Annotated in this window: 17 protein-coding genes; 10 read left to right on the forward strand and 7 right to left on the reverse strand. The window is 58.2% G+C overall.

The annotated features are described in order from the left end of the window. Positions 1 to 39 precede the first annotated feature (39 nt). The 5 genes from K0F75_RS05465 to K0F75_RS05485 all read right to left on the reverse strand — a co-directional run bounded on the left by K0F75_RS05465 (position 40) and on the right by K0F75_RS05485 (position 8,203). Positions 40 to 3,024: an EAL domain-containing protein gene (locus K0F75_RS05465; RefSeq protein ID WP_219060820.1), complete on the reverse strand. Its 2,985-nt coding sequence runs from the start codon at positions 3,022 to 3,024 to the stop codon at positions 40 to 42. Beyond that, positions 3,012 to 4,037: a substrate-binding domain-containing protein gene (locus K0F75_RS05470; RefSeq protein ID WP_257604262.1), complete on the reverse strand. Its 1,026-nt coding sequence runs from the start codon at positions 4,035 to 4,037 to the stop codon at positions 3,012 to 3,014. The genes K0F75_RS05465 and K0F75_RS05470 overlap by 13 nt, the downstream gene beginning before the upstream one ends. 282 nt (positions 4,038 to 4,319) lie before the next feature. Further along, on the reverse strand, positions 4,320 to 5,540 hold the full coding sequence (gene fabB / locus K0F75_RS05475; protein ID WP_219060822.1) for a beta-ketoacyl-ACP synthase I: 1,221 nt from the start codon (positions 5,538 to 5,540) through the stop codon (positions 4,320 to 4,322). A 10-nt stretch (positions 5,541 to 5,550) separates the two neighbouring features. Next, on the reverse strand, positions 5,551 to 6,066 hold the full coding sequence (fabA, locus tag K0F75_RS05480; protein WP_219060823.1) for a 3-hydroxyacyl-[acyl-carrier-protein] dehydratase FabA: 516 nt from the start codon (positions 6,064 to 6,066) through the stop codon (positions 5,551 to 5,553). A gap of 205 nt (positions 6,067 to 6,271) precedes the next feature. Continuing rightward, the gene (locus tag K0F75_RS05485; protein ID WP_219060824.1) at positions 6,272 to 8,203 is read right to left on the reverse strand and encodes an ATP-binding protein; all 1,932 of its coding nucleotides are present in this window, start codon (positions 8,201 to 8,203) and stop codon (positions 6,272 to 6,274) included. A gap of 290 nt (positions 8,204 to 8,493) precedes the next feature. Here K0F75_RS05485 and K0F75_RS05490 point away from each other — a divergent pair, with 290 nt between their 5' ends. The 10 genes from K0F75_RS05490 (at position 8,494) to K0F75_RS05535 (ending at position 18,144) form a co-directional block, all read left to right on the forward strand. Beyond that, entirely contained in the window at positions 8,494 to 9,516 is a 1,023-nt protein-coding gene (locus tag K0F75_RS05490; RefSeq protein ID WP_219060825.1) for an NAD(P)H-dependent glycerol-3-phosphate dehydrogenase, read from the forward strand. 44 nt (positions 9,517 to 9,560) lie between these two features. After that, on the forward strand, positions 9,561 to 9,905 hold the full coding sequence (locus K0F75_RS05495; RefSeq protein ID WP_219060826.1) for a DUF4389 domain-containing protein: 345 nt from the start codon (positions 9,561 to 9,563) through the stop codon (positions 9,903 to 9,905). Beyond that, complete coding sequence (sixA, locus tag K0F75_RS05500) at positions 9,902 to 10,357, forward strand: phosphohistidine phosphatase SixA (protein ID WP_219060827.1); 456 nt, start codon at positions 9,902 to 9,904, stop codon at positions 10,355 to 10,357. Before K0F75_RS05495 ends, sixA begins: the two co-directional genes overlap by 4 nt. Positions 10,358 to 10,495: 138 nt before the next feature. After that, positions 10,496 to 12,163 (forward strand): AMP-binding protein, encoded by a 1,668-nt coding sequence (locus K0F75_RS05505; RefSeq protein ID WP_219060828.1) that lies wholly within the window; start codon positions 10,496 to 10,498, stop codon positions 12,161 to 12,163. Positions 12,164 to 12,214: 51 nt separating this feature from the next. Continuing rightward, positions 12,215 to 12,658 carry a hotdog fold thioesterase gene (locus K0F75_RS05510; RefSeq protein WP_219060829.1) on the forward strand — a complete coding sequence of 148 codons (444 nt, stop codon included), beginning with the start codon at positions 12,215 to 12,217 and terminating at the stop codon, positions 12,656 to 12,658. Between the two features lie 117 nt (positions 12,659 to 12,775). After that, the gene (locus tag K0F75_RS05515; RefSeq protein ID WP_219060830.1) at positions 12,776 to 13,585 is read left to right on the forward strand and encodes an alpha/beta fold hydrolase; all 810 of its coding nucleotides are present in this window, start codon (positions 12,776 to 12,778) and stop codon (positions 13,583 to 13,585) included. Then, positions 13,582 to 14,436 (forward strand): alpha/beta hydrolase, encoded by an 855-nt coding sequence (locus tag K0F75_RS05520; protein ID WP_219060831.1) that lies wholly within the window; start codon positions 13,582 to 13,584, stop codon positions 14,434 to 14,436. The genes K0F75_RS05515 and K0F75_RS05520 overlap by 4 nt, the downstream gene beginning before the upstream one ends. A gap of 127 nt (positions 14,437 to 14,563) precedes the next feature. Then, entirely contained in the window at positions 14,564 to 15,382 is an 819-nt protein-coding gene (locus K0F75_RS05525) for a DUF4892 domain-containing protein (RefSeq protein WP_219060832.1), read from the forward strand. A gap of 81 nt (positions 15,383 to 15,463) precedes the next feature. Beyond that, entirely contained in the window at positions 15,464 to 16,525 is a 1,062-nt protein-coding gene (locus K0F75_RS05530; RefSeq protein WP_219060833.1) for an AI-2E family transporter, read from the forward strand. 182 nt (positions 16,526 to 16,707) lie between these two features. Next, a complete protein-coding gene (locus K0F75_RS05535; RefSeq protein ID WP_219060834.1) occupies positions 16,708 to 18,144 on the forward strand; it encodes a hypothetical protein in 1,437 nt (478 codons plus the stop codon). Between the two features lie 48 nt (positions 18,145 to 18,192). Here K0F75_RS05535 and K0F75_RS05540 read toward each other — a convergent pair whose 3' ends face one another. Next, positions 18,193 to 19,269: a fimbrial protein gene (locus tag K0F75_RS05540; RefSeq protein WP_219060835.1), complete on the reverse strand. Its 1,077-nt coding sequence runs from the start codon at positions 19,267 to 19,269 to the stop codon at positions 18,193 to 18,195. 73 nt (positions 19,270 to 19,342) lie between these two features. Further along, positions 19,343 to 21,859 carry a fimbria/pilus outer membrane usher protein gene (locus tag K0F75_RS05545; RefSeq protein WP_219060836.1) on the reverse strand — a complete coding sequence of 839 codons (2,517 nt, stop codon included), beginning with the start codon at positions 21,857 to 21,859 and terminating at the stop codon, positions 19,343 to 19,345. Positions 21,860 to 21,867 lie beyond the last annotated feature (8 nt).

The raw sequence follows: 21,867 nt of genomic DNA on the forward strand, positions 1-21,867 counted from the left end.
CAGGGATGAAGCGGCGCTTTGCGGTATGGGATCGGCGTATTACAGCATGAGCAGCTGTTCTATCTCTTGTGCCGAGACAGGCTTGCTGAACAGATAGCCTTGCATTTCATCGCAGCCGTTTTCGCGCAGGAAAACTTTCTGTTGTTCGGTTTCTACGCCCTCGGCGATCACCTTGAGATTCAGTTTGTGCCCCAATGAAATCACGGCCGTGGCGATGGCTCTGTCATTCTCGTTATCGGGAAGGTCGCGCACGAAAGACTGGTCAATTTTCAGTCGGGCAATGGGGAAGCTTTTCAGTGCGGCGAGGCTTGAGTAGCCGGTGCCGAAGTCATCGATCGAGAGGCTTATTCCCATCGCCTGCAGTTCCTTCATCTTGGTAATGGCTTGCTTGAGGTCTTGCATGATCAAGCTTTCGGTCAGTTCCAGCTCAAGGTACATGGGGTCCAGCCCGCTTTCCTGCAACGCGTGTTGCACCCGGCTGACCAAGTCCCTTTCGATGAATTGGCGTGCTGAAATATTGACTGAGATGGTGATCGTGGGCATGCCTGCATCCTGCCAGGCTTTGTTCTGTTTGCAGGCAGTGTGGATCACCCAATCGCCAATGGGCACGATTAATCCGGTTTCTTCGGCTGGCGGAATAAACTTGATGGGGGAAACCATGCCGAGTGTGGGGTGCTGCCAGCGGATCAGCGCTTCCACGCCGATGACCTGACCTGAGTGTAAATCCACCTGGGGCTGATACAGCAACAGGAACTCCTCACGGTCAATTGCATTTCGAAGCCCGTCCTGCATGGCAAGCTTGCCCTTATGCTTGCTGTTCATCTCGCTGGTGTAAAACTGGTAACTGTTGCGGCCCAGCTCCTTGGCGCGATACATGGCGGCGTCCGCGTTTCTGAGCAGGGTCTCGGTGTCGGTTCCGTCGGCAGGGTAGGTGGCCAGTCCCATGCTGCAGGTGACGTGGAGTGTGTGCCCGCTGAGCAGGATGGGTTGCAGGATGGCTTCCTGGATTTTTTGCAGGACCGGGGTGATACCGTCGACGTCAGAAGGCTGATCGAACAGGATGATCACGAACTCGTCGCCGCCCAGCCGAACGACCGTGTCGGTGCGGCGCACGCACTGCACCATTCGGCTGGCGACGGTTTTCAGCAGCTCATCCCCGGCGCTATGGCCCAGACTGTCATTGACCAGTTTGAATTTATCCAGGTCGATGAACACCACCGTTACCCGGCGAGCGCAACGTTGAGCGTAAAGGATGGCTTGTTTGAGACGGTCTTCCAGCAGCGTGCGATTTGGCAGTCCGGTCAATGCATCATGGTCTCCCATATAGCGGATGCGGTTTTCCGTGTGTTTGCGCTCAATCGCGATTCCGGCGAGGTGCGTCGCTATGCCAATCAGCTGCATCTCGATCTCGACGGGGCTGCGCACCGTACGGGAATACAAGGCAAAGGTTCCCAGGACCTTTCGATCATGGGACAGGATGGGTGTCGACCAGCAGGCGCGAAGGCCGTAGGGCGCTGCGATTGATCGATAATCTTCCCACAGTGGGTCGTGCTCGATATCAGCAACAATCACGGGTTCTCGTCGATACACGGCAGTGCCACACGAGCCGACCTTCGGGCCGATTGCAACCCCGTCGATGGCCTGGGTGTAGGTCTTCGGCAGGCTGGGTGCGGCTCCATGCAGGAGGTGCGTTCCCTCTTCGTCCAGCAGGAGGATGGACACCATCATGTCGTTCATCTGCGACTCAACCAGATGGGCCAGACTGTCGAGGACCTCCTGGAGTTCGGTACTTTTCGCGATCAGTTCAAGGACGTTACCTTGGCCGGTGCGTACAACAGCCTCCTGTTGCAATTGAGAGTTTTGTAAAGCGAGCCGTTCTTTGACGGTGCTCAATTCGGCTGTTTTTCTTTCAAGCTGCTGGCGATCTTTCAGAAACTGATTCACGGCACGTGCCATGTCGCCGATCTCGTCCTTCTCCTGCACCTCCATCACCAGCGGCGTATCGTCGATACGCTCCTGCCGTAGCTGGCGGCTTATCTCATTCAGGCGCTCGAGCACATGACGACCCATGAATATGCGCGTCACAAACCATGCAAGTATCAGGCTGCCGCCCAGCATGATCAGTATCCATTGCTGGCTGCGATTGGAGGCTTCGACCAATTCCTGCACGGCTTCCCGGTAGTCTTGGGTGTACGCGTCGGATTGCTCGCGTGCCACCGTCACCAAGGACTCGGCCTGGCTTTCCAGAGCATCATGAAAGTGCTGCAGAGCGTCGTGCTGACTGATCAGTTTCAGGCGGAGGGAAAACGGATCGTGCGCGTCAGGATCAATAAGGTCGGACTGCTGTGATTGCAGGGTGGCGACATCGTTTCGCACTGCATCGGGTAACTCGCGTGTCGCATCGGCCTTGCGCATGAAGCGCGTACGCAGCAGTTCCACCGCATTGCGGTCATTCACGACAGGCAGGTTGTACAGCAGAACCGCCAGCTCCGGGCTGCCTTGAGTTTGAGCGCCGATCAAGCGACCGGTACGATCCTTCAGGGTGTGTTCGAAGTCGACTTCGGTTTGCAGTACGCCTTCACGCAGTTGAGCCACAATGTTGGCGGTATTGCGAAATAGTTGACTCGACTGATGCACGTCAAGTATCGCGACAGCATTGCTCGCGGTTGTCAGCTGAACCACCAGGCGATCAAGTGCCTCAAGCTGTTTGACCGTCTCGGCATAGCTTGAGCGCAGGGTGTCAAAAGAGGCGGTGGTCAGTAGTTGATCCGTTTGGCGCTCGATCAGCAGTGTGCTTTGCAGCATGTCCTGTCCAGCTTGCATGCGGACCAATCGCTCTTTGGTCAGCTCTCGGGTGGCGTTGTTTGACGTACGCAAGGCGTAGACCGCTGTCGTGCCGCCCGCCAGGATCAACAGGGCCAGCGCTAGAAAAGCAAGGATGAATTGAGCGCGTAACGATTGCGGGAGCAGTAGGCGATACACGGCGGTGAGTCTGGAAGTCACATCCACGGTCAGCGGTTCCATAGGCGGCGGTACACATTCCGGTAGCCATTGTCAGGGTCGTACTGGAACTTCTCCCCGCCATCGAGGGTGACGTTGTCGGCATTGACCAGATGAACTGGCGCTACGAATCCGCTGACAGGGAGTCCTGCAAGGAGTCGGTTCAATTCATCCATCACCTGCCATCCGTGCAGATTCAGCGGCTCGGCCACTGTGACGGTCTGATAAGTCTTTGCCTGAATGCGCAAAAAAGCGGAAGCACTGCCATCCCCGGCAGACAGTAGATTGAGTCCGTTGCTCGGTATTCCGGCGCTGGCCAACGCTGCAGTCGCGTAGTCGAAATAGATATCGTTGATGGCCAGCGTATGCGTCCAGCGTTTGCCATACCGCAGGAGCAGTTCTTTAGTAATCGCGGGCATACGCTCGCCACTCTCAGAGATCGCAATGTCGCGCACTTCCAGCAGGGTGCACCCTTTGCAGGACTGGATGATGTCTTCCATGGCCTTGGCCTTGGCTGTGGCGATGCTGTACCTGGAGTCCGTCAGGATGACCACGCCAGCGTGACCCATTGATTGCGCCACTGCCGCCAATGCAGTGAGGCGTGCGACCTCCACCGGGTCGGTGGTGACGTTCATGGCGACAGGTGTGCCCGCAATCGGCCCCGGCTGTGCATCCGCGTGCCAGGCAACGACAGGCACGCCATGGCTGGCAAAGGTTTCCAGTGCCGCACGGTTCTCGTGTGCATCCGACCCGCACAGGATAAGGCCGTCGGGGTTTGCTGCCAGCGCATCGGCAAAGGCTTTCGCGCGTCCGGCTGACGATCCGCCGCCATCGAATATCTTGAGCGACCAGCCCATCACCGCAGCCGCCTCGCGTGCGCCTTGCGCGACACCGACAATTCCGCCATTGCGTAAATCTTCTGCCACAAAGGCAATGTTTTTGCCCCGAGGGGCAGGAGGGCCGGACTCGGGGCCGCTCCAGTGCGCTTTGAGGGTTGCCTTGGCAACGATCTGCTGTGCCTGGCTGACGAAGACCATGGCGTTTTTGCCATCGTCTCTGGCTAGCGGAGCTGGTAAATTCTGGGCATGCCCGGGAACTGCGGCTAAAAGACAGAAGGCTGTAATCGAAGCAATACCGAGAAAGTAGGATCTCTTCATTCGCTTGGGGTCGTTACCGCGTGAGATGCCAGGCCTTGCGCCGACATTGCGATCATATTCTTCCATGGCATTTGGCTACGTAGGGAGGTGCCACAAGGTGCTGTGGGTACGAAAAAGCGACGAAAAAAACGGCACCCGAAGGTGCCGTTTTTTATGCAGGTGTTACTTACCCTGCCAGCGTTTCAGCACCAGGGTGGCATTGGTGCCACCGAAGCCAAAGCTGTTGCTCATGACCTGATCGACCTTTGCGTTCTCACGGGTCTTGAGCAGGATCGGCATATCGGCCACAACCGGGTCGAGCTCTTCGATGTTGGCAGAGCCAGCGATGAAGTTGCCTTCCATCATCAGCATGCAATAGATCGCTTCGTGAACGCCGGCAGCGCCCAGAGAGTGACCCGACAAGCTTTTGGTCGAACTGATGGCAGGAGCATCTGTGCCGAAGACTTCACGTACACCTTCCATCTCTTTCGCGTCGCCGACCGGAGTCGAAGTCCCGTGAGTGTTGATGTAGTCGATAGGGCCTTCAACAGTGGACAGCGCCATTTGCATGCAGCGAATAGCGCCTTCGCCGCTTGGGGCGACCATGTCGTAGCCATCTGACGTTGCGCCGTAGCCTACGATTTCTGCGTAGATTTTTGCGCCACGAGCCAGAGCATGCTCCAGCTCTTCAACCACGACCATGCCACCGCCACCGGCAATGACGAAACCGTCACGTTTGGCATCGTAAGCGCGGGAGGCTTTCTCCGGCGTTTCGTTGTACTGGCTGGACAGAGCGCCCATCGCGTCGAACAGGAACGACTGGCTCCAGTGCTCCTCTTCACCGCCACCGGCGAAGACTACGTCCTGTTTACCCATCTGGATCTGTTCCATTGCGTTACCGATGCAGTGAGCACTGGTGGCGCAGGCAGACGCGATGGAGTAGTTCAGACCCTTGATTTTGAACGGGGTGGCCAAACAGGCGGAGACGGTGCTGCTCATGGTCCGCGTGACGCGGTATGGGCCAACGCGCTTGACGCCTTTTTCGCGAAGGATGTCCAACGCTTCCATCTGGTTAAGCGTCGACGCGCCGCCGCTGCCAGCGATCAGGCCTGTGCGCGGGTTGGACACCTGGTCTTCGGACAGTCCGGAGTCGACGATAGCGTCCTTCATGGCCAGGTAAGCGTAAGCCGCTGCATGGCCGACGAAGCGATAGATCTTGCGATCGATCAGCTCTTCGAGGTTGAGGTCAATGGAGCCGGAAACCTGGCTACGCAGACCCATTTCGGCATATTCCGGATTGAAACGGATGCCAGGGCGGCTTGCACGCAGGTTAGCGGAAACGGTGTCTTTGTCATTGCCCAAGCAGGAAACAATGCCCAGACCAGTGATAACGACGCGGCGCATGCGGATACCCTTAGAAATTTTCAGTGGAAGTGAACAGGCCGACCCGAAGGCCTTCGGCGCTGTAGATTTCGCGACCATCAACGCTCACGGTGCCGTCGGCGATTGCCAGGACCAGTTTGCCTTTCATGGTGCGTTTGATATGGATGTTGTAGGTGATTTTTTTTGCGGTCGGAAGAACCTGACCGTAAAATTTCACTTCGCCCGACCCCAAAGCACGGCCACGGCCAGGATTCCCCTGCCAGCCGAGATAGAAGCCGACGAGTTGCCACATGGCATCAAGGCCCAGGCAGCCTGGCATCACCGGGTCACCTTCGAAGTGACAGGCGAAGAACCACAGGTCCGGATTGATATCCAGCTCGGCGACCAATTCACCTTTACCGTACTTGCCACCCTCGGCGCTGATATGGGTGATGCGATCCACCATCAGCATGTTCGGGGCGGGCAGTTGCGCGTTACCTGGGCCGAACAGCTCACCGCGACTGCAGCGCAGCAGGTCTTCCCGGGTATAGGCGTTTTGTTGGGTCATGCGAGCTCCTCAATAATCCTGTGCGGCAGGGTAAGGCAAATTTTCCTGTCCGGCTGACGCGCCAGGTCTCTGCCGTCAGCCTACTCATAGACTATTGCGTTGTAGTGAAAGTCACAGCACAAGGGAAATGAAAGTACACTTGTGCACTGGAATTATTATCCAAGCAGCGTTTGCGAGCTGATTTGGTCACTAAGACTGCCGTAATTTAGCATTTATCGCCAGTCGCAGATGCTTGAAAGGGCAGCCAACGCTGAAGAACTTGCTGTAAATCAGTACGTTTGAAGGGTTTTGCCAGGTAATCGCTCATTCCGGCCTGCAAGCAGGCCTCCCGATCACCGTGCAATGCGTTGGCAGTCAGGGCGATGATGGGTACCTGAATGCAGTTTGTCAGTTGACGAATCTGCCGCGTCGCTTCGTAGCCGTCGATCACTGGCAGGCGACAGTCCATGAGAATCGCCGCGAAATCTCCAGTCTGAGCCGCGCTCACAGCCTGTGCCCCATCGCTGACCACGCTGATCTGGAAGCCCAGACTGCGCAGCATCGCCTCGACCACGGTCTGATTGACCGGGTTGTCCTCAACCAGCAACACATGCTGATTTTTGCCGTTGCTGTTACCCGCGAGGAAGGTCGGTACCTGTTCAGGGGCTTTTTCCCTGTGCAGCGCCAGCGGAATTTCAAGGGTGAAGATTGATCCGATGCCTTCTTCGCTCCGGGCCCGAAGTGTTCCGCCCATGCGCTCGGCCAGGGTTCTGGCGATAGGCAAGCCTAGCCCGGTACCGCCATACCGCCGGGAAATCGAGCTGTCCGCCTGTTCAAAGGCATTGAACATCAGTTCCAGTCGCTCGGCAGAGATACCGATGCCGCTGTCGCACACCGTGCAGGTGAACCAGACCGATTCCTGATCCAGAGGCTGCCACCGGGTCTCGATCTGTACGCTGCCCAGGTCAGTAAATTTCAACGCGTTGCCGATCAGATTGACCAGAATTTGCCGAATACGGGTCGGATCACCTTCGACCTCGAGGGACTCCAGTCCCGGAGGGGTTTTCAGCTCCAGGGAGATGCCGCGTTGTTGGGCGTTATGGTGGAAAGCCTGGGCCGAGGTGCTGATCAATTCAGCCAGATTGAACGGTATATGCTCCAGCGCCAGTGCTTCGCGCTCAATACGCGAGAAGTCGAGGATATCGTTGATCACACGCAGCAAGTGCTCGGTTGATTCGGTCGCCAACGCAGCATATTCAGCCTGCTCATCGGTCATTTTGGTGGTTTCCATCAACTGCAGCATCCCCAATACACCGTTCATGGGGGTGCGCAGTTCGTGGCTCATCATGGCCAAGAAGTTGGATTTGGCACTGTTGGCCCGTTCGGCTTCTTCGCGGGTCTGAATCAGTTGGTCAATGGTCTGTTGCTGTTCGCGGCTGGCGTGTTCCAGTCCGTAGGCGAGGTTGTTGATGTGTCGCGCCAGGTCACCCAGTTCGCCGTCGTCGGTCACCGGTAATGGCCTGTTGTAGTCACCTTGCTGGATCGCCTTGACCGCTTCGCCCATGTCGCTGATCGGTTGCGACAGGCTTAGCGCCAGACGACGGGCGAGGACATAGGTAAAAAGCAGGGCGAACAGCGCGAGAACCCCGGCTTTGAGCAGGATTTCCTGTTGGCGCTGACTGAATGCATCGTTGGACATGCCGACGATCACCCGCCCCAGGTAATCCTCATTCGGCGAGCTGGCCTGGGGGGCAGGGGCTTGCAGGAGGTCATTCCCCAACGGGATGTTCTGTGACCGGATAGGTGCCTGGAAGATCTCCACCTGAGCGGATCGTGTGTCGTTTTCGTTCGGTTGCTCGACGTACATCAGCACGTTGTTGGCGTTGTCCTGCACCTCCAGAAAGCGCACGTGGGGCGTGGCCAGCGTGGCGCGCATCAGGCCTTCGAGAACGTCATCGTTGCCCACGATCACGCCATATTCCGACGCTGGAGCCAACTGATTGGCGATCAATTGACCGGTATGAGTCAACTCTTGACGCAAGTCCTGAATCCGCACGAAGGTGAAGAAACTGATCAGCAATAAGGTCAGTAGCAGCGCCGGCCCCAGACTGATGATTTGGGTGCGGGTGTTGATGCCCCAGTTCAGGCGGAAAGTCATCGGACGCTTTCTCCTGCCGCCCGCGGTGGATCGCTCCCCTGCAGGCACGTGAACTGCGCGCACAGTTTTATGATCCATTGGTCATAAACACTGCTTATCCTTGACTGACAGGTCATCGCGAAACGCCATCAAAAGGGGGAGTCGGGCATGGTAACCGACGCTGCGGTAATTTCCATTGAACTTGTGGGGTATTGGTCGGCCTGAATTGAATCTCTTCAAGGCTGGTCGCGCAGGCTCTGCCCCGTATAATGCTGCCATCGCCAGATGTGATGGCTCTAAGTGGATTGGTTATGACTCAACAGCAACCTATTGCGGTTCTTGGAGGCGGCAGCTTCGGTACTGCTGTGGCGAATCTGCTGGCAGAGAACGGTTATCCGGTCAGGCAGTGGATGCGCGACCCGGCTCAGGCCGAGGCGATCCGTGTCAACCGCGAGAACCCACGGTACCTCAAAGGCATCAAGGTTCACCCTGCGGTTGAACCGGTCACGGACTTGCTGACCACGCTGAACGGCAGCGAGTTGATTTTTGTTGCCTTGCCCTCTAGCGCCTTGCGTTCTGTGCTGGCGCCTCATGCGGACCTGTTGACCGGCAAGATGTTGGTGAGCCTGACCAAAGGCATTGAGGCGCACACCTTCAAGCTGATGAGCGAAATCCTCGAAGAAATCGCCCCGAATGCGCGCATCGGTGTGTTGTCCGGACCGAATCTGGCCCGAGAAATCGCCGAGCACGCGTTGACCGCCACAGTGGTGGCCAGCGCGGATGAAGACCTCTGCCAGCAGGTGCAGGCCGCGCTGCACGGTCGGACGTTTCGCGTGTATGCCAGTGCCGATCGGTTTGGTGTCGAACTGGGCGGCGCGTTGAAGAATGTGTACGCGATTATCGCGGGCATGGCGGTCGCGTTGGGCATGGGCGAAAACACCAAGAGCATGCTGATCACCCGTGCCCTGGCGGAGATGACCCGGTTTGCCGTGAGCCAGGGCGCTAATCCAATGACCTTTCTCGGCCTGGCCGGGGTTGGCGATTTGATTGTCACCTGCTCATCGCCCAAGAGCCGTAACTATCAAGTGGGTTTCGCCCTCGGTCAGGGTTTGAGTCTTGAAGAGGCTGTCACCCGCTTGGGCGAAGTGGCGGAAGGGGTTAACACCCTGAAGGTGCTCAAGGCCAAATCGGATGAGTTGCAGGTGTATATGCCGCTGGTTGCGGGCTTGCATGCGATTCTTTTCGAAGGACGTACGCTCAATCAAGTCATCGAAGTATTGATGCGTGCCGAGCCGAAAACCGATGTCGACTTTATTTCCACCAGTGGTTTTTAACGGAACCACTGTTTAACTGAAGCCCTTAGAGATAGGTGAAGGTCTTGAACGAATCGAAACTCAAACAGAATGAGTCGGTCCTGCTGCGCATTCTATGGATGCTGCTGTTTGTATTGATCTGGCAACTGGCAGAAGTCGTCCTCGGGTGTGTGGTACTGGTGCAGGTCGGCTACCGCCTGATCTACGGCGCTCCGAGTGGCAGCTTGATGAATTTTGGCGACAGCGTGAGTCAGTACTTGGCGCAGATCGGCCGTTTCGGCACGTTCCACAGCGACCAGAAGCCCTGGCCTTTCACCGATTGGCCTATGCCACGGGCGCCTGAAGGCGAGGCGCCGCATAGCGTTGCCCCTGCGCCGCATCCCGTTCGAGATGAGGAGCCAAAACTGTGAAGTTGTGGATTTTGCGCCATGGTGAAGCTCACTCTCAGGCGCGCAACGATGCCGAGCGCGAGCTGACCGCTCACGGTCGCGAAGAAGTGCTGAAAAGTGCAGCGCACCTGTTGGGCAAGCCGCTGAACCGGATCATCGCCAGCCCCTATGTACGTGCACAGCAGACGGCCGAACTGGTCCATCAAGTCCTCGGGTTCAACGAGCCGATCATGACCGTTCCCTGGTTGACTCCGGACAGCGACCCGCAAAAGGTCCTGAGCGAACTGGATCTGTACTCGACGGACGATGTGCTCCTGGTCAGCCATCAACCGCTGGTGGGAGCACTGGTGGGGTTGCTTGTCGACGGTCATTATCGGCAGGCCCAACCCATGGGCACTGCCAGCCTGGCTGAGCTCGAAGGGGATTTCCCGCTGGCGGGTCTTATGGAGCTGTGCAGCATTCGGCATCCTTGATCCGGCCGCACAGGCACCGATTGTTTGACCGGGCTGATCTCGACACGTGACAGCCCCGCACTTGATTTTGAAATTACTCCCAAGCAAGTGCTTGGTCAGCTACGCTTCCGGGAAATAAAAAACCCAGGAGCAAGTCGCATGTCTGGCGCTATTCGTTTGCCTCTCGACGTATTCTATGAACGCGAAGCCCGTCATCCGAACAAGCGCTATATGGTCCAGCCATTGGCAGGCGGCCACGTGCAGACGTTGAGCTGGTCTGATGTCGGTGACCAGGCCCGTCGCGCTGCACACTGGCTGCGCCGACGCGAATTGCCCCAAGGCAGCCATATTGCGATCATTTCCAAGAACTGCGCCCACTGGATCATTGCCGACCTGGCGATCTGGATGGCCGGCCATGTCTCGGTGCCGTTGTATCCCAATCTGACATCTGAATCCGTTGCTCAAGTGCTGGAGCATTCCGAAGCGGCGCTGGTGTTTATCGGCAAGCTCGATGATTGGTCGGGCATGGCTGGCGGCGTCAGGCCCGGCTTACCCACCGTCGCCTTGCCTATTTGCCCGACTGCCGACTTCGATTTCAACTGGTCCGAGTTGCAGGCCTGCGCGCCAATTCAGGACAACCCGTCGCCCTCGTCAGAGCAATTGGCGACCATCATCTACACGTCCGGCACCACCGGGCTGCCCAAAGGGGTGATGCACACCTTCGGTGGCCTGGCGTTCGCCGCCAGCCACGGGGTCGGCCTATTCCAGTTAGGGGAGCAGGATCGGCTGCTGTCCTACTTGCCGTTATGCCATGTGGCAGAGCGGATGTTCGTCGAGATGGCGTCAATCTATACGGGGCAAACGGTGTTTTTCGCTGAGAGCCTGGACACCTTTCTGGTCGATCTCAAACGCGCCCGGCCCACTGCAATGTTCGGTGTGCCGCGTATCTGGACCAAGTTCCAGATGGGGGTCTACAACAAGATGCCCGCCGCGCGCCTCGACGCGCTTCTGCGCTTGCCGATCATCGGTAAAATCGTTGGCCGCAAAGTGCTGGCCGGGTTGGGGCTGGATGCGTTGCGCATCGCATTGTCCGGCGCCGCACCTATCCCCGAGGCGTTGATGAACTGGTACCGGCGCTTGGGCCTGGAGGTGCTGGAGGTCTACGGCATGACTGAAAACTGCGGTTATTCGCACATCAGCCTGCCGGGTAAGCAGAAAATTGGCTGGATTGGCCAGCCCTGCCCGCAGGTCGAGGTCCGGATTGATCCGAGCGGCGAAGTACAGGTGCGCAGCGGTGCGACCATGCAGGGTTATTTCAAGGAGCCGCTCAAGACTGCCGAAACCATCACCGAGGACGGCTTTTTGCGCACCGGTGACAAAGGCGAGCAGGACGCCGACGGCTATTTGCGCCTGACGGGCCGTCTCAAAGAGATTTTCAAGACCAGTAAAGGCAAGTACGTCGCGCCGGCACCCATAGAAAACCGTCTGGCCGTGCACACTCGCATCGAACAAGTGTGTGTGGTCGGGGACGGTTTAAGTGCGCCGCTGGTGTTATGCGTGTTATCCGCAACAGGTCTGCAAGATGCGGCCAGCGGAGCCCGTAGCGCATTGCACGAGAGCCTGGAAGTGCTGCTTGAAGAGGTCAATGCTGCCCTCGACAAACATGAACGCTTGCACAGGCTGATCGTCGTGAAAGATAGTTGGGCGGTCGAGAATGGTTTTCTTACGCCGACCTTGAAAATAAAACGTGCGGTCATCGAGTCGACCTATGGCGCCAGCTTCCAGAAATGGAGCGATCGATCCGGGGTTGTGCAGTGGCAAGAGTGACCCATTTATGTCTGGCGTTCGTCATGCGAGCGCCACTTAAAAGGATTGAACATGAGTGTATGGCTTAAAACCCCCGATATAGACCAACTCAACGCGCTGCAGAAAAATACCATTGGTGAAGTGCTGGACATTCGTTTCGAGGCTTTCGACGAGAATTCCCTGACCGCGAGCATGGTCATCGACCACCGTACCCATCAACCCTACGGCCTGTTACACGGTGGGGCGTCGGTGGTACTGGCTGAAACCGTAGGCTCCATGGCCAGTTACTTGTGTATTGACCCAAGAAAGTTCTTTTGCGTGGGGCTGGAGGTCAACGCTAACCACCTGCGTGGTTTGCGCAGTGGTCGCGTCACCGCCGTTGCGCGCCCGGTGCATATCGGCCGCACCACTCACGTCTGGGACATCCGTCTGACCAGCGATGAAGGCAAGGCCAGCTGTATTTCCCGCCTGACCATGGCTGTTGTGCCGGTAGGTGAGCAGCCGCCGGCACGCTGATAGCGAGCGGATCGTCATTCTGGCTCAAGTGTCACCCTTCCTGGCAGTTACAGTCATTGCTGTGTCGACGGCGGATGCGCACAATCGCCGTTGGCTTTTGTTTTTGGACGTATTCGCATGTCGCAACAGGTGTTTTTCGCTCACGCCAACGGGTTTCCGTCGGCTACGTATGGCAAATTGTTCGACGCACTGGCGCCGGATTACGCCGTCGCGCATCTGGAGCAGCACGCGCACGATCCACGCTTCCCGGTGAACGACAACTGGCTGAGTCTGGTCGACGAGCTGATTCATCACCTGCGCCAGCAACCTGAACCTGTGTGGGGTGTCGGGCACTCGTTGGGAGGCGTGCTGCACTTTCATGCCGCGTTGCGCTGTCCCGAGTTGTATCGCGGGGTGGTGATGCTCGATTCACCGGTGCTGACATGGGTTGATCAATGGATGATTCGCGCCGCCAAACGCTTTGGTTTCATTGATCGCATCACCCCGGCCGGTCGCACCCTTGGACGCCGGGAGGCTTTCGCTGATCTGAGCGCTGCCCGCACGTATTTCGCTGGCAAGACCTTGTTTCGCGGCTTCGATCCCGAATGCTTAGAGGCCTACCTTGAGCATGGTTTGCAACAGGACGGCGATCAGCTGCGCCTGCGCTTCGATCCGGCGACTGAAATAAGTATTTACCGCAGTGTGCCCCACACGAGTCCCGGTCGGGCGCAGCAGTTGAAAGTGCCACTGGCGGTGGTGCGCGGGCTACGCAGTCGGGTGGTCATGCGTCACCACGCCCATTCGGTGAAACGGATGCCGCAAGGCGAATACCTGTCCATGCCCGGCGGACATATGTTCCCGCTCGAACGTCCACAAGACACCGCTGCGCTGCTCAAGACCTTGTTCGCTCGCTGGGATGCGCGTTGCGCCGAGCAGGCGTGCGCATGAGCGTGCCCGTCGAAGAAGTCCGCCTGAGCCTGCCGCATATTGAATTGGCCGCGCACCTGTTCGGGCCTGAAGACGGTCAGCCAGTGATCGCTTTGCATGGTTGGCTGGACAATGCCAACAGCTTTGCCCGCTTGGCACCGCAGCTCAAAGGCTTGCGCATCGTCGCCCTGGATCTGGCCGGGCATGGTCACTCCGATCATCGTCCGTTGGGGGCCGGTTATACCCTGTGGGACTATGTGCATGACGTGCTGCACGTCGCCGAGCAACTGGGCTGGCAGCGCTTTTCCCTGCTTGGGCATTCATTGGGTGCGATCATTTCGGTGGTGTTGGCGGGTGCGCTGCCTGAGCGTGTGACCCGTCTGGCACTGATCGACGGAGTTATCCCGCCGACCGGCGAAGCCAGTCATGCGGCCGAGCGGTTGGGCATGGCCTTGCAAGCGCAACTGAACCTGTCGAATAAGCGCAAACCGGTCTACAGCGACATGGAGCGAGCCGTCGAGGCGCGGATGAAAGGTCTGGTTGCCGTCAGTCGTGAAGCGGCCGAGCTGCTGGCTCAACGAGGGTTGATGCCGGTGCCGGGGGGGTACACCTGGCGCAGTGACAGCCGGCTGACGTTGGCCTCTCCGATGCGCTTGACCCGCGAGCAGGCCATGGCGTTCGTCCAGCGCGTCAGTTGCCCAACCCATCTGGTGGTGGCTGGGCAGGGCATGTTGGCCCAGCACAGCGAACTGCTGTCACAGCTGACGTTCGAGACCACGACCTTGCCCGGCGGCCATCATTTGCATTTGAATGACGAGGAGGGCGCACGCGCTGTTGCAGACTGTTTCAATCGCTTTTATGCCGTTCCTTGACTTGCAGCAGGCAACTGCCGAGGCTGGGCAGATTGAAATGGGAGACAACGTTGATGGACCTACCTATCGCTGGCACATGCAAGACGATTAACTCCGCCCCAATTTTGGCGATCCGATGAGAATACGTATGCGCTTATCCCGTGTTCTCGGCGTGTCGATCTGCGGCTCGCTGCTCAGCGCGATAGCCTGCGCCGCCGACGTGCCTGGCAGCCACGATCTGGAGGGGGTGCCGCGTTTGGCAGATGCTGAAATCGTCGACTATCGGCCCGTCACGGAGCTGGAGCGAATCTACCCGTTGGGTTCGATCCGCAAGATCAGCGGCCAGTTACGCTTTGACGGCCAGATCGGCGCACGGGGCAATGTCACCTCGGTGACCTACCAGCTGCCTGCTGAACACACGTCTGACGAAGCCTTCACCGCAGCCCGTGAAGCCCTGCAGAAGCAGGGCGCCGAGCTGTTGTTCTGGTGCCAGGCCCGTGATTGTGGTGAAAGCAGTCTGTGGGCCAATGAAGTATTTGGTAACTCCAAGTTGTATGGCGCCGATGAGCAGCAGGCTTATTTGCTGTTGCGTCTGGCTGCGCCGAAAAACGATACGTTGGTGGCCTTGTACAGCATCACTCGCGGCAACCGTCGAGCGTACCTGCATGTTGAACAGTTCAGCGCAGCAGCACCTTTGGGCGACGTGTTGCCGACCTCGGCAACCCTGTTGCGTCAACTCAAAAGCACAGGTGTGCTGAGTTTGCCCAAGCTGACAGGTGCACCTCAGGATGTCTGGGCGACCCTGCTCTCGCGTGGGCTCAATCTGGATGGCAACCTGCGCGTGACTGTGTCCGGGGCAGATGCCGAGGCCTGGCGTCAGGCGCTGATCACCAAGGGCGTACGTGCCGCGCGGATCGAGGCTGGCAGCGGCGACAAGCCGGGGCTGTTCGTCGAGCTTATTCGCTAAAGCCCTGCGTTCACCAGGCGAGCACTGGCGTTGCGGGTGTTCGCCGTTATGCTCTTATCATTCGCTTTTTCGAGATAACCCATGCCCAATAATGATCGCCTGTTGGTGCAGCTCCTGCTCCTGACACTGTTCGGTGCCAGTCTGTGGGTGATGGCGCCGTTCTGGTCGGCGCTGTTCTGGGGCGCGGTGCTGGCCTTCGCCAGTTGGCCGTTGATGCGCCTGGTAACACGCTGGCTCAATGGCCGTGAAGCGTTGGCGGCGGGGCTGCTGACCTTGATCTGGATGTTATTGGTGGCATTGCCGTTGGTGTGGCTGGGTTTCAATCTCGCGGACCACATCCGTGACGTGACGCTCTTCATCAAGGACGTGCAGGTCGACGGCCTGCCCGCGCCGCCGGTATGGCTATCAGGCGTACCGTTCGTGGGCGAGCGGTTAGTGGGGTTCTGGAACACGATCGATGAGCAGGGCGCTGCGGCAATGGCCGCGATCAAGCCCTACCTGGGTCAAGTCGGCAACTGGTTGCTGGCACGTAGCGCACAGATTGGCGGCGGGATCCTCGAACTGACCCTGAGTCTGGTTTTCGTGTTCTTTTTCTACCGTGATGGCCCACGGCTGGCGGCGTTTGTCCTGAGCTTGCTGGAAAGGCTGATCGGTGACCGTGCCGGTTATTACCAGGATCTGGTGGCGGGTACCGTGCAGCGGGTGGTCAATGGGGTGATCGGCACCGCAGCGGCGCAGGCCGTGCTGGCCCTGATCGGCTTTTTGATCGCGGGCGTCCCGGGCGCGTTGGTGTTGGGGGTCGTTACGTTCCTCCTCAGTCTGGTGCCCATGGGCCCGCCGCTGGTGTGGATTCCCGCCACTGCCTGGCTGGCCTGGAAGGGCGAGTACGGCATGGCGATTTTCCTCGGTATCTGGGGCACTTTCATCATCAGTGGCGTCGACAACGTGCTCAAACCCTACTTGATCAGTCGGGGCGGTAACCTGCCGCTGGTGATCGTTCTGCTTGGGGTGTTTGGCGGTCTGTTGGCATTTGGTTTCATCGGCCTGTTCATTGGCCCGACCTTGCTGGCGGTGGCCTACAGCCTACTGATCGACTGGGCCGGCTCGAAAGCCAAGAGCCCGGACGTTCCAGGCAGCCCCTGAAACCACGCATCCGGCTGCCCGTTGGCACTTCGAAAAGCGGTCTGACATACCCGGATTTTAAGGGGGGACCTGTCATTTCTGACAGTATCCGAATGTTGTTCCTTGGCGCTAAATACCTTCCTGGCTGACACAGGAAGGACATTACCCTCTTCCTGCTATCAATGTTTGTTCAGGGAGAACCTATGATGCCAACCACCCGCACCACCGGGCCTGATGCGAACCCTTCGTCTCCCATCGTCGCAAGCCTGCTGCCAGACGATGCCCGATGGGATGAAACGGGACTGTTGCCCGCCGCTAATGCATCCTCGCCTCTGCCGATTGAAATTCCAATGTGGACACATAACTGGTTCCCGGGTTCATCCTCCTCCATTAGGGTGTACTGGGATAACACGCCCATATACGAAAAAGAATGGACTGATGAACACATCCCGCCAGTTGACCTGTTTTTTAATATGCCCAGTAACAATCTCACTCCCGGTCTTCATAAACTCTGGTATGAATTGACGTTAAGCAACGGAGATATACAGGACTCGGATCAGTTGAGCGTCACCATTGATCTCACGCCTCCGGTGTTGGGCGCCAATCAGGGGCAACTGATTTTCGACACGGCGACGGTCACCGAGCAATATTTGGAGGAACACGGTGATGAGTTGGTGGGTCGGGTGCCGCCTTATGGGTTGGGCCGCGCGGGCGACGTCATCACCTGGTACTGGAATAGGGATCCATTTACAGTGGCGGCGGCAGATGTCGTCACGTCAAGAACCCTGTACAGGGAGGATATCGGTCAGCCGTTGTCCGTGCTGTTTTCGGGCGACATGATCCGTAGGCGAGGCGACGGTGATCGTTACGCGTTCTATCAATTATTCGACCGGGCGGGGAATACAACGGCGTACTCATTGCCGGTCAGGTTGGCGACTCAAGCTCAGCCGGTGTCGCGTTTTTTACCCAGTCCCACGGTTGCGGAGGCCTTCGGTTCGTCGACGCAAAGCGTCTTGCAAGCTTACGATGCAAGAGCGGGGGCGACGGTGGTCATTCCGGACGACGCAGTGTTCAAACCGGGCGATGTGATCACGGTACAGTGGGCGGTTCCTGGCACTGAGGGTGCGTACCTGGCGATAACCCCACAATCCGGCGGGCTCAGGTTCAGTATTCCCGATACCCATATCGCCCAGCACATGGGCAAGGCCATACCGGTGTACTACCAGGTTGCCGGAGGGGAACCGGCACAGTCCGAAAACCATACGCTGACAGTCATGGCCTTGGAGTCAGCGCGGTTCAGGACCATTCAATGTACTCAGCCTGTGGGGGTCGTGAACCTTTTGAGCCTGAGCAGTGTTGTGGGTCAGGCGACCTTCAGGCTGGGGCGCTGGACGTTCATGGGGCCGGGTCAACTGGTTACGGTCACGCTAACCGGGGTAGGACCGGATCAGGTGGTCCTGGATAACTATCGGGTGGTCGAGGCCGACGTCACTACAGGGTGGGTCGAGGCCAATGTGCCAAAAGCCGTCCTGGAGTTTTTTCGGGTCAATGAGTCACTAACCGTGCGGGTCAAGGTAAGTTTTGATGGTGGGACGAGTCGTTTTGACTTTCCATCACTGTACCTGACTCTGGTGGCTTGACATCGGAGTGAGGAGACCCTGCCCCTGATTGCAGGGGCTGAGTCCGATTTACTGAAAGCTAATGGTAAAACTCAAGGAGCCTTTAGCGTCACCGGCGACGACATCGCGAGTGTCGCCTGTCTGGAATAAGCGTGCGCTCAGGTCCAGCACGGTGTTGCCGGAAGAAAGAGGCACCAAGGGAATGTCGCGTCCCAAAGGGACAGGCGTTATACCGTCGCTGCGTAATATTTGAATGGCTATGCCTTCGGCAGTGGAGTCAGTCGTTAGCGTGAACCCGCCTTCGACCCCGGCGATGGGGGTTGAGCCATTAACGCCATCGAGGCGTATGTGGGCCCAGGCGACATTGATGTCACCGGGATCGACCTCACAGTTACCAAGGGCAATATTGAAGTCGACTTTAGGTGTGCTATAGCCAGGGCCGGTAAAGGCCGAGGTACTCCATTCCCCCAGCTTGACCGGGTCATCGCTGACGGTCGAGACGTCGCACTGAGCTTGAATGACTGTCCCGGTCAGTTGGAAGTCAAACGCCTTGGGAATCATCGAAAAGCGGCTGTCGAACAATGTACGGTCTACTGTCTGCGGACCGGGAGCAATGGTTCCGGTTTTAACCAGCGTTACATTGCCCTCAAGAACATTGATTTGCAGCGGTAGAGGTGTCGCATTGAATAACCGCGCGTTGAAGGGGACCGTGGGGGGTGTCAGGGGAACGAATGAATCGCCGGCGATTCCGTCGAACGGATGCCTGAGTTTGATTCGGGCACCAATGCCGGGAATGCCCGTTTCGAATATCTTCCCCGTGACATTTTCGCCGTCAATGGGTGGCAGTGAACCACCGAAAATCGGTGCCACCGCTCGCGCATTGAATGTCAGGATCGAACCGTCGACGTTGTTACAAAATACATGGCGGCCCTCGGAGGTGACCGTAGAAAAGGGTCGGTCGAGTTGGCCTATGACACTCCCGACCGCTGCATCTCTAGGGACATAGACGGCGCCAATGTTGAGGTGGAAAGTAATGGGCCCGTCAGTGGGTCTGATCCAGCATTCACTCACCGCCAGGGCAAGGTCGGTTTGAAAACTGGCAGCCAGTGCCAGGATTCCCGAGCACCGTTTTAATGAAAAATTCATGTGGTGTGTCCTGAATGACAAGGGCGTGCGGAAGGCTTCATCGTTCCCTGAAAGAGTGGCTGTCGAGCGATGCTCAGCGGCACGTCAATGTCTGCAGTCGGTAACCCTGTGCTTGTTCCATAGCGTCGGGATTGATGGATAGCTGGCAGTGATGCTCGGCCTGCTCGCCCCAACGTACGTCCAGCGTCTGAGGTTCCGCACGGGTAGAGAGCATGACGCGCCCGGCCTGGCCCATAACGCCGATAACAGTGCCTTCGGCATCGCTTACCTGAGCGCCGAACGGCAGTGGCTGTCCCTTGGTCGTGTGTGCGGTGATCACCAAACGATTGACCGAGCGGGCGGCGAAGGTGGTCTTGACCACGGCACCGCGCCTTGGCACCACCTGAACGGAGCCGTTGTCGATTTCCACTTCGGGACCCAGCTGATCGGTTTGCAGCACCACATGGTTCACGCGATAGGGACGCAGGTAGGGCACCAGTGCATACCCGCGGTCATTGGTGCGCACACCTGTGGCGTTCACCACGCCGACCCCGCTAATGCCCGGCACTTCCACCAGCGCGGTGGTGTCGCTCAGGTACGGCCCCAACTCGACGCCACCGGCATGGAGCAGCACCGCGCCACTGGCATTGAGCGAAAGGTTGCGATAGTCGCTGCCTTGGGTCAGCCCGGCGCCGACGCTGGCGAAGGGTGCCTGATAACCGAGCGATAGCGATGCGGACTGTTGCTGGCTGTCACTGTTGGCCAGTGCGGCGCTGTAGCTAAGCCGATTCTGATCGGTGCTGCCGGTCAGACGGGCAGTCTGACTATAGCGACCGCCGCTTTCCCTGAAGTCCAGAGTCGCGGAGTTCGAATGGCCGAAATCCAGCGGGAATGACACGCTAAGCCCCATCTGCCGATCACTGTCGAGCCTGTCGTCATTCAGGGATTGAGAGGCGTACAGGTTGTAGCCCACGCCTTTGTATTGAGTGTTGAAGTTGAGCTGGAATTGGCGTTGCTGGTAGTCACTGTTCCAGTAGTCTTCCTGTGACAGTGTCAGGTTGATCGAGCTTGCATTACCCAGGTTTTGATACACCGCTGCCTCCATTCGACTGCGTCGACTGCCGCGGTATTTCGAGTCACGGCTGCGCTCTCGCACCGCCTCATCAAAATCACGATAGCCTTCGGTCGAGTAGCGATAGCCTGCGAAACGCAAGCTCGTATTCGTCTGAAACGACTTGCCGTATTTAACGGCATAGCTCATCCCGTCGACGCTCCGGGTGTCGGTGTTATTGATCTCGGTGCTGGAGCGGGTGACATCGAAGGCGATTGCGCCGATCGCGCCCAGGTCCCGGGCGATACCCAGATTGCCTGCACGGTAGTAATCACTGACCATCAAACCGCCGTACAGGGTTGAGTCCCAGACGGTGCCCATGGCCAAAGTCCCTTGCCAGAGCATCGGGTCATCCAGATGACTGGCGGCGTTGTAACGTCCGAGGGAGGCGCTGTAACGCCATACCCCCTCACGCAGCAAATTGCTCAGCGTGGCGTAGGGCTGGGTAAAGCGCCGGACCTGGCCGTCGGCTTCGGTCAGGACGATTTCCAGCTCGCCGCTGCCGCCGGCGGTACTGAGGTCATCAATCTCGTAGGGTCCGGGGCTGACGTAAGTGGAATAAATCGGATAGCCGTTCTGTAGCACCTCAAGCTTGGCGCGGGTCTGTGCGACGCCGCGAATGATCGGCGCATAACCCTGCAGGGCGTCGGGCAACATGCTCAGGTCCGTGGCAATAACCAGGCCCTTGATCGGCAGACTCCGGAACACGTCTCCTGAGGTAAATGTTTCGCCCAGGGTCAGGTTTGCCCGGGTACCGGGCAGGTCGCGTTGAGCATAGGTATAAGCACGGGCCCACTCGCGTTTGCCTTCCGGGCTTTGGCGCAGGGACTGGTTGCTGCGCAAGCGCCAGGCGCCGAGATTGACGCCGCTGTTCAGGTACAGGTCATCACTGGTGTTGGCGCCGCTGTAGCGACTCGTGCCTTGTTGCGCCGACAGTTGGTAATTAATGAACGCTGCATTGATACCCGCATCCCAGCGCGCAGGGTCGACATAACCGACGACGTCGCGACGCATGGCAATCTGCGGAATCGACAGTGCGAGCGAAAGCCTGCCGGTATCGAAATCGATTTCAGCGCTAGGAATCAGTGTGGGCAGATCGATGCACTCGGCCTGCAGGCCCTCGGGGTTGGCAATACTGTCGAGGCGCACGCCGATGTTTTCCAGCAGTTCGCGTGACAGGCACGGTAACAATTGCTCGCCATTGGGGCTGAGGTTGAAGTCTATTTCTCTCTGATCGAAAAAGCTCAGGTTGACCAGAATGTCCACTCGGTAGCGGCCGGCTACAAGGTTAAGGTCCTTGGCCAGGGTACCGAGGGCGAGCGCGCCAGCGTTGGCGTCCTGGACACCGTCCTGACGCATGAATCCTGACTGGAACTCAACCGATGGCGTCGCCAGCACGGCGGGGGCCTTTAACAGGACCACACCGCTGCTGCCGATCACAAACAAATGAGCCAGGCGCAGGCGGCCAGGCAGACGCCATTGTCTGGGTGAAAAAATCATGGGCATAT

Origin of the sequence: Pseudomonas sp. UMAB-08 (assembly GCF_900095225.1) — a bacterium.
In the GTDB taxonomy this organism is placed as follows: domain Bacteria; phylum Pseudomonadota; class Gammaproteobacteria; order Pseudomonadales; family Pseudomonadaceae; genus Aquipseudomonas.

What these genes read in the sequence shown, in the direction of transcription:
- K0F75_RS05535 (WP_219060834.1), top strand. Translation starts at nt 16,708, where the DNA reads ATGATGCCAACCACCCGCACCACCGGGCCTGATGCGAACCCTTCGTCT.
- K0F75_RS05545 (WP_219060836.1), bottom strand. Translation starts at nt 21,859, where the DNA reads ATGATTTTTTCACCCAGACAATGGCGTCTGCCTGGCCGCCTGCGCCTG.
- K0F75_RS05485 (WP_219060824.1), bottom strand. Translation starts at nt 8,203, where the DNA reads ATGACTTTCCGCCTGAACTGGGGCATCAACACCCGCACCCAAATCATC.
- K0F75_RS05520 (WP_219060831.1), top strand. Translation starts at nt 13,582, where the DNA reads ATGAGCGTGCCCGTCGAAGAAGTCCGCCTGAGCCTGCCGCATATTGAA.
- K0F75_RS05510 (WP_219060829.1), top strand. Translation starts at nt 12,215, where the DNA reads ATGAGTGTATGGCTTAAAACCCCCGATATAGACCAACTCAACGCGCTG.
- fabA (WP_219060823.1), bottom strand. Translation starts at nt 6,066, where the DNA reads ATGACCCAACAAAACGCCTATACCCGGGAAGACCTGCTGCGCTGCAGT.
- K0F75_RS05530 (WP_219060833.1), top strand. Translation starts at nt 15,464, where the DNA reads ATGCCCAATAATGATCGCCTGTTGGTGCAGCTCCTGCTCCTGACACTG.
- K0F75_RS05490 (WP_219060825.1), top strand. Translation starts at nt 8,494, where the DNA reads ATGACTCAACAGCAACCTATTGCGGTTCTTGGAGGCGGCAGCTTCGGT.
- K0F75_RS05525 (WP_219060832.1), top strand. Translation starts at nt 14,564, where the DNA reads ATGCGCTTATCCCGTGTTCTCGGCGTGTCGATCTGCGGCTCGCTGCTC.
- K0F75_RS05470 (WP_257604262.1), bottom strand. Translation starts at nt 4,037, where the DNA reads ATGGTCTTCGTCAGCCAGGCACAGCAGATCGTTGCCAAGGCAACCCTC.
- K0F75_RS05505 (WP_219060828.1), top strand. Translation starts at nt 10,496, where the DNA reads ATGTCTGGCGCTATTCGTTTGCCTCTCGACGTATTCTATGAACGCGAA.
- fabB (WP_219060822.1), bottom strand. Translation starts at nt 5,540, where the DNA reads ATGCGCCGCGTCGTTATCACTGGTCTGGGCATTGTTTCCTGCTTGGGC.
- K0F75_RS05465 (WP_219060820.1), bottom strand. Translation starts at nt 3,024, where the DNA reads ATGGAACCGCTGACCGTGGATGTGACTTCCAGACTCACCGCCGTGTAT.
- K0F75_RS05515 (WP_219060830.1), top strand. Translation starts at nt 12,776, where the DNA reads ATGTCGCAACAGGTGTTTTTCGCTCACGCCAACGGGTTTCCGTCGGCT.
- K0F75_RS05540 (WP_219060835.1), bottom strand. Translation starts at nt 19,269, where the DNA reads ATGAATTTTTCATTAAAACGGTGCTCGGGAATCCTGGCACTGGCTGCC.